Source organism: Mycobacterium sp. SMC-4, from assembly GCF_050205565.1.
Classification (GTDB): Bacteria; Actinomycetota; Actinomycetes; order Mycobacteriales; family Mycobacteriaceae; genus Mycobacterium.
Genome location: NZ_JBNMQU010000014.1, coordinates 174,797 through 181,260 on the forward strand (window position 1 = coordinate 174,797; position 6,464 = coordinate 181,260).

The window sequence follows — 6,464 nt, forward strand, 5'->3', positions numbered from 1 at the left end:
CGTGGGTCGGTTTTCCGAACGAGACCCGGCGGACGACGCCGAGGACCGCGAGGTGTCTCCGGCGCTCACCGTCGGGGAAGGCGACATCGACGCCAGCCTGCGTCCCCGCTCGCTGGGTGAGTTCATCGGCCAGCCGCGCGTCCGCGAACAGTTGCAACTGGTGCTCGAGGGCGCCAGGAACCGAGGCGGCACTCCGGACCACATCCTGCTCTCGGGTCCGCCGGGGCTGGGCAAGACGTCACTGGCGATGATCATCGCCGCCGAACTGGGCTCCTCGCTGCGCGTCACCTCCGGGCCGGCGTTGGAACGTGCCGGCGACCTGGCCGCCATGCTGTCGAACCTCGTCGAGCACGACGTGCTGTTCATCGACGAGATCCACCGCATCGCCCGTCCCGCCGAGGAGATGCTCTACCTGGCGATGGAGGACTTCCGCGTCGACGTCGTCGTCGGCAAAGGGCCCGGGGCGACGTCGATCCCGCTGGAGGTCGCGCCCTTCACGCTCGTCGGGGCCACCACCCGCTCCGGCGCGTTGACCGGGCCGCTGCGCGACCGGTTCGGCTTCACCGCACACATGGATTTCTACGAACCCGCCGAGCTGGAACGGGTGCTCACCCGGTCGGCCGGCATCCTCGGCATCACGCTCGGCGGCGAGGCGGCAAGCGAGATCGCGCGCCGCTCCCGCGGTACGCCACGCATCGCCAACCGACTGTTGCGCCGGGTCCGCGATTACGCCGAGGTGCGCGCCGACGGCGTCATCACCCGCGACATCGCCAAGGCCGCGCTGGAGGTCTACGACGTGGACGAGCTGGGCCTCGATCGGCTCGACCGCGCCGTGTTGTCGGCGCTGACCCGCAGCTTCGGCGGCGGTCCGGTCGGTGTGTCCACCCTCGCGGTCGCGGTGGGGGAGGAAGCCACCACCGTCGAAGAGGTGTGTGAGCCGTTCCTGGTGCGCGCCGGCATGATCGCCCGCACACCGCGCGGCCGCGTGGCCACCCAGTTGGCATGGACGCACCTGGGGCTGACGCCGCCGGCCGGCGCGATGGGGCTGGGTCAGTCCGGCCTCTTCGACTGACGCTCTTCAGAGGTTATCGGGTCCGGCCACGGGGTATCCGGCCCGCATACCCGAGGAGGCACATCATGGTTGACACATCTACCCGTCCCCGCAGGGGCAAGCTGCAGATTCCGCGCAGCCGCGGCGCGACCAGCGGGCTTCTGGTGATGGCATTGGGCCTGTGGGGTGCGCTGATTCCGTTCATCGGCCCCAACTTCGATTTCGCGTTCAGCCCCGACCAGCCCTGGGTCTGGACCATGGGCCGCGGCTGGTTGGAGGTCCTGCCCGGCGCGGTCGCCGTGCTCGGCGGTCTGCTGATGCTGGTGTCCCGCAACCGGGCGACCGCCATGCTCGGTTCGTGGCTGGCCGTCGGCGCCGGTGCGTGGTTCGTCATCGGCCGCGCGCTCGCCGGGCCGCTGGGCTTGGGTTCGGCCGGTGTCCCGATCGCCGACACCGAGTCCAAGCGCGTGTGGTTGGAGCTGACGTACTTCTACGGGCTCGGCGCACTGATCGTCTTCCTGGGCGCCCTGGCACTGGGTCGGTTGTCGGTGCGCAGCGCCCGCGACATCGCGTACGTGGAGACGCGCACCGCACACCACACCCCGGTCACGCAACCGCAGCCGGTGGCGGTCGCCGACACCGGTGCCACACCGGTTGCCCGCACCGACGACACGACAGTGCTCGGTACGCAGCGACCCGCCGACCAGGTGGGACGGCGTCGCCCGTCGCTGCTGAGCCGGTTCCGGCACCGCAACGACCGCAAGCTGACCGTCTAGCCGATCGATCGCCGAAAACCCCTGCGGCGCGAGGAGAGATCCTGCGCCGCAGGGGATTTCGCGTCTATGCGGGCTGCGCCACAGCACTTCTGGCTGCGTTAGATCGGACACATTCGAACTGCCGCAGGCCGGGGTTGGGCGCCGAGCACGTTAGCGTAGATGAATAGCTTTGCTAATCATCGAAGGAGTTCCGATCGTGCACCCGCATTCCGAGCGGCTCTCCGCGTTGTTCTCGTCGCGGCTGACGGTTCCGGCCGACGACGACGTGGCGGGCATCGTGCTCGGACCGCGTCTGCCCGGACTGTGCCGTGCTCTCGGGGTGCCGGAGAAGGACTGGTGGACGATCGCCCGGTTGACCGACAAGCTTGCCGAGCCCGGCACTCTGGACGCGTTGGGCTCCTACGTCGACGTGCTGATCGCCGAGCGGTGCCGTCAGCCCGGCGACGACCTGGTCAGCGACCTCATCGCCTATCACGTGGACGGCCGCGACCTGACCGCCGACGAGATCCGCGAGATGATCGTCGACCTCATCGCGTTCTGAGCGATCAACCGGTGTAGGCCATCACGTGCTTGATGCGCGTGTAGTCCTCGAGCCCGTACATCGACAGATCCTTACCGTGCCCGGACGACTTGAAGCCGCCGTGCGGCATCTCGGCCACCAGCGGGATGTGGGTGTTGATCCACACGCAGCCGAAATCCAGGGCGGACGAAACCCTCAAAGCGCGTGACACATCCCTGGTCCACACCGACGACGCCAGTCCGTACTCGACGCCGTTGGCCAATGCGATCGCCTCGTCCTCATCGGTGAACGACTGCACGGTGATCACCGGCCCGAAGATCTCCTGCTGGACCAGGCGGTCGTCTTGGCGCAGTCCGCCGATCACCGTCGGTTCCACGTAGAAACCCTTGTCGCCCTGGCGATTCGCGCCGACAGCGACGGTCGCGTGGGACGGGATGTCGGAGAAGAAGGACAGCACCCGGTCCAGCTGGTTGGCGTTGTTGACCGGCGGCACCCAGGCGTCTTCGTCGTCGGCGGGTCGGCCGAACGTCGTCGTCGCGCCCTTCGCCTGCTCGGCCAGCGCGGCGGTGAGGTCGGCGGCGACCGACGCCGACGCCAGCACACGGGTGGCCGCTGTGCAGTCCTGTCCGGCGTTGAAGTAGCCCGCGGTGGCGATTCCTTCGGCCGCGGCGGCCACGTCTGCGTCGTCGAACACGATCACCGGCGCCTTGCCGCCCAGCTCGAGGTGGGTGCGCTTCAGGTTGCCGCCGGCGCTCGTGGCAACCGCCCGGCCTGCCGCGACCGACCCGGTGATGGCCACCATCTGCGGTGCGGGATGAGCCACCAGGTTGGCGCCGGTGACCCGGTCGCCGGTGACGACGTTGAGCACGCCGGGCGGCAGGTGCTTGGCGGCCAGCTGGGCCAGCATGACCGTGGTCACCGGGGTGGTGTCGCTGGGTTTGATGACCACGGTGTTGCCTGCCGCGATCGCCGGGCAGATCTTCCAGATCGCCATCATCATCGGGTAGTTCCACGGCGCCACCTGGCCGATGACCCCGACGGGCTCGCGACGGATCCACGACGTGTGGTCGGCCATGTACTCGCCGGCCGACTTGCCCTCCAGCACGCGCGCGGCCCCGGCGAAGAACCGGATCTGGTCGACCATCGGCGGAATCTCTTCGACGGCCGTGACATGGTTGGGCTTGCCGGTGTTGCGTCCCTCGGCGGTGACCAGGTCATCGGCGGCCTTCTCGACCTCGTCGGCGAAATCGAGCAGCGCCTTCTGTCGTTGCGACGGCGTCGTGCGCTTCCACTCCGCGAATGCCTTGCCGGCTGCGGCGTATGCCCGGTCGATGTCCTCTTCGTTGGACACCGGAGCTGTTCCGTACTGCTGGCCGGTGCTCGGGTCGATCAGCGGCATCGTCGCCCCGCCGGCGGAGTCGACGAGCTCTCCGTCGATGAAGTTCTGCACGGTGGTCATCAGGTCAGCTCCCTGTCGTCGTCGCGGACTCGGATCGTCGGGCCAAAGCTCGGGCCACCACGTCCAGGCCCTCCGTCAGCAGTTCGTCGCTGATGGCCAGCGGTGGCAGGAAGCGCAGCACATTGCCGAATGTGCCGCACGACAACACGATCACGCCTTCGCGGTGGGCGGCCGCACACACCGCGCGCGTGAGTTCGGCGTCGGGCTCCAGCGTGCCCGGGACCACCAACTCCACTGCCATCATGGCGCCGCGACCCCGGACGTCACCGATGCGGTCGTCTTCGGCCTGCAGGCGATGCAACCGGTCCTTCATCAATGTCTCGATCTGCGCGGCGCGCGCCACCAGTCCGTCGGACTCGATGGTTTCGATGGTCGCCAGCGCGGCAGCGCACGCGACCGGGTTCCCGCCGTAGGTACCGCCCAAGCCGCTGACGTGGGCGGCGTCCATGATCTCGGCGCGGCCGGTGACCGCCGACAGCGGCATGCCGCCGGCGATGCCCTTCGCGGTGACGATCAGGTCCGGCACGATTCCCTCGTGTTCGCACGCGAACATCGCTCCGGTCCTGGCGAAGCCGCTCTGCACCTCGTCGGCGATGAACACCACGTCGTTGGCGCGGCACCAGTCGAGCAACGTAGGCAGGAAACCCTCGGCGGGCACGATGAACCCGCCCTCACCCTGGATCGGTTCGATGAGCACCGCGGCGAGGTTGGCGGCGCCGACCTGCTTGTCGATCACGCTGATCGCCCGGCGCGCGGCCCGCTCGCCGTCGGTGGCCAATTCCTTGCCGAACTCCGCATCGCGGAACGGATACGACAGCGGCGCCCGGTAGACCTCGGGCGCGAACGGTCCGAATCCGTGCTTGTAGGGCATCGACTTGGCGGTCAGCGCCATGGTCAGGTTGGTGCGGCCGTGATACGCGTGGTCGAAGGCGACGACGGCCTGCTTGCCGGTGTAGGAGCGGGCGATCTTGACTGCGTTCTCCACTGCTTCCGAGCCGGAGTTGAACAGCGCCGAGCGCTTCTCGCCCTCGCCGGGGGTCAGCCGGTTGAGCGCCTCGGCGACGGCCACGTACCCCTCGTACGGAGTGACCATGAAGCACGTGTGCGTGAACAGGGCGGCCTGCTCGCGTACCGCGTCGACGACCCGCGGCGACGAGTTGCCGACCGTGGTGACCGCGATACCCGACCCCAGGTCGATCAGCCGGTTGCCGTCGATGTCCTCGACGATGCCGCCGAACGCGCGCGCGGCGTACACCGGCATGGTGTTGGCGACGCCGCGGGCCACTGCGGCATTCCGGCGGCCCATCATTTCCGTGGATCGCGGGCCGGGGATGGCGGTGGCGAGATGGCGACTCTGCTCGAGGGCACTCACCGGGCAACCTCCTTCACGGTTCGCGTCGAGCCTAGGCCAACTCGGTCAAATCCGTCGGCACCAGCGCGACTCAGGTGCGGAAACGCCCTGACGGGGCGGCCATCGCAACGGAATCCGTTGTCTGTGGGCGGGCGGTGAGGGTGTCGTGCCGCAGTGGCACACTGGTCAACGATCTCTTCGAGAATCAGAACCCACGACAATAGGTAGGGTTCCTTCACGCAAGACCGATACGAAAGAAATTTGCTGTCATGGATTTGGTCGTCTTTTTGCCCCTGCTCATCATCATGGGCGCGTTCATGTACTTCGCCTCCCGGCGACAGAAGAAGGCGATGCAGGCGACCATCGATCTGCACAACTCTCTGCAGATCGGGGACAGAATCCACACCACCTCGGGTCTGCAGGGCACCATCACCGGCATCAGCGACGACTATGTCGACGTCGAGATCGCACCAGGCGTGGTGACGACCTGGATGAAGCTCGCGGTGCGCGACCGCATCACCGACGACCTCGATGACGACCTGGAACTCGACGAGTCGCCCGCCGACGCACCGAACACCAAGACTGACAGCTGACGTCCCAGCTTCAGCACGTAGTGTGTGCGCACTGAGCGCTACTTTGACGAACTGATCCCGAGGAGACTGTAAACACGTGGCATCGTCTTCGGCGCCAGTGCAGCCTGTCCGCTATCTGGCCCTCTTCCTGGTGCTGCTGATCGGCGCCTACCTTCTGGTGTTCCTGACCGGGGACAAAAAGGCGGAGCCCAAGCTCGGCATCGACCTGCAGGGCGGCACCCGTGTCACGTTGACCGCGCGCACGCCGGACGGCACACCGCCCACCCGCGAGTCGCTCAACCAGGCGCAGCAGATCATCAGTGCCCGCGTCGACGGGCTCGGTGTCTCCGGCTCCGAGGTGATCATCGACGGTGACAACCTGGTCATCACGGTCCCGGGCAACGACGGCACCGAGGCCCGCAGCCTCGGGCAGACCGCGCGGCTGTACATCCGGCCGGTGATCCACGCCATCCCGTCCGAGGCGGCCATGCCACCCGAGGAGGCCGGACCGCAGGGAGCGCCGCCGCCCGGCGGTGTGCCGGGGATGCCACCTGGCGCACCGGGGGCACCACCCGCCGGAGCCGTACCGCCAGGAGTGGCTCCGCTGCCACCAGGCGCGCTTCCAGGAGCGCCCGAGGGTGCCGCGCCCGGCGAGGCGCCGGCACCGCAGCCGCGTCCGTTCCCGCAGCAGCCCGCGCCGACTCCCGATCCGAGTCCCAGCCCCGCACCCGGCCC

Annotated in this window: 6 protein-coding genes and 1 pseudogene; 5 read left to right on the plus strand and 2 right to left on the minus strand. The window is 68.5% G+C overall.

The annotated features are described in order from the left end of the window. The first annotated feature begins 1 nt into the window (after position 1). The 3 genes from ruvB to ACQI46_RS22985 all read left to right on the plus strand — a co-directional run bounded on the left by ruvB (position 2) and on the right by ACQI46_RS22985 (position 2,368). A complete protein-coding gene (gene ruvB / locus ACQI46_RS22975) occupies positions 2 to 1,072 on the plus strand; it encodes a Holliday junction branch migration DNA helicase RuvB (protein WP_427096348.1) in 1,071 nt (356 codons plus the stop codon). Between the two features lie 65 nt (positions 1,073 to 1,137). Beyond that, entirely contained in the window at positions 1,138 to 1,827 is a 690-nt protein-coding gene (locus ACQI46_RS22980) for a hypothetical protein (RefSeq protein WP_427096349.1), read from the plus strand. A gap of 196 nt (positions 1,828 to 2,023) precedes the next feature. Then, the gene (locus ACQI46_RS22985; protein WP_427096350.1) at positions 2,024 to 2,368 is read left to right on the plus strand and encodes a hypothetical protein; all 345 of its coding nucleotides are present in this window, start codon (positions 2,024 to 2,026) and stop codon (positions 2,366 to 2,368) included. Positions 2,369 to 2,372: 4 nt separating this feature from the next. Here the strand turns inward: ACQI46_RS22985 and ACQI46_RS22990 are convergent, their stop codons facing one another. Together ACQI46_RS22990 and gabT are read right to left on the minus strand one after the other, a co-directional pair. After that, positions 2,373 to 3,806 (minus strand): gamma-aminobutyraldehyde dehydrogenase, encoded by a 1,434-nt coding sequence (locus ACQI46_RS22990; protein ID WP_427096351.1) that lies wholly within the window; start codon positions 3,804 to 3,806, stop codon positions 2,373 to 2,375. Between the two features lie 4 nt (positions 3,807 to 3,810). Next, a complete protein-coding gene (gene gabT, locus ACQI46_RS22995) occupies positions 3,811 to 5,178 on the minus strand; it encodes a 4-aminobutyrate--2-oxoglutarate transaminase (RefSeq protein ID WP_427096352.1) in 1,368 nt (455 codons plus the stop codon). A 248-nt stretch (positions 5,179 to 5,426) separates the two neighbouring features. On the opposite strand from gabT, the gene yajC reads away from it, so the two are divergent. Together yajC and ACQI46_RS23005 are read left to right on the plus strand one after the other, a co-directional pair. Further along, positions 5,427 to 5,750: a preprotein translocase subunit YajC gene (gene yajC / locus ACQI46_RS23000; protein WP_427096353.1), complete on the plus strand. Its 324-nt coding sequence runs from the start codon at positions 5,427 to 5,429 to the stop codon at positions 5,748 to 5,750. A gap of 76 nt (positions 5,751 to 5,826) precedes the next feature. After that, positions 5,827 to 6,464, plus strand: a pseudogene (locus ACQI46_RS23005) (protein translocase subunit SecD); the annotation flags it as partial.

Bases quoted from the DNA above. Each gene is read 5' to 3' on its own strand.
- ACQI46_RS22990 (WP_427096351.1), bottom strand. From the start codon at position 3,806: ATGACCACCGTGCAGAACTTCATCGACGGAGAGCTCGTCGACTCCGCC.
- ACQI46_RS22980 (WP_427096349.1), top strand. From the start codon at position 1,138: ATGGTTGACACATCTACCCGTCCCCGCAGGGGCAAGCTGCAGATTCCG.
- yajC (WP_427096353.1), top strand. From the start codon at position 5,427: ATGGATTTGGTCGTCTTTTTGCCCCTGCTCATCATCATGGGCGCGTTC.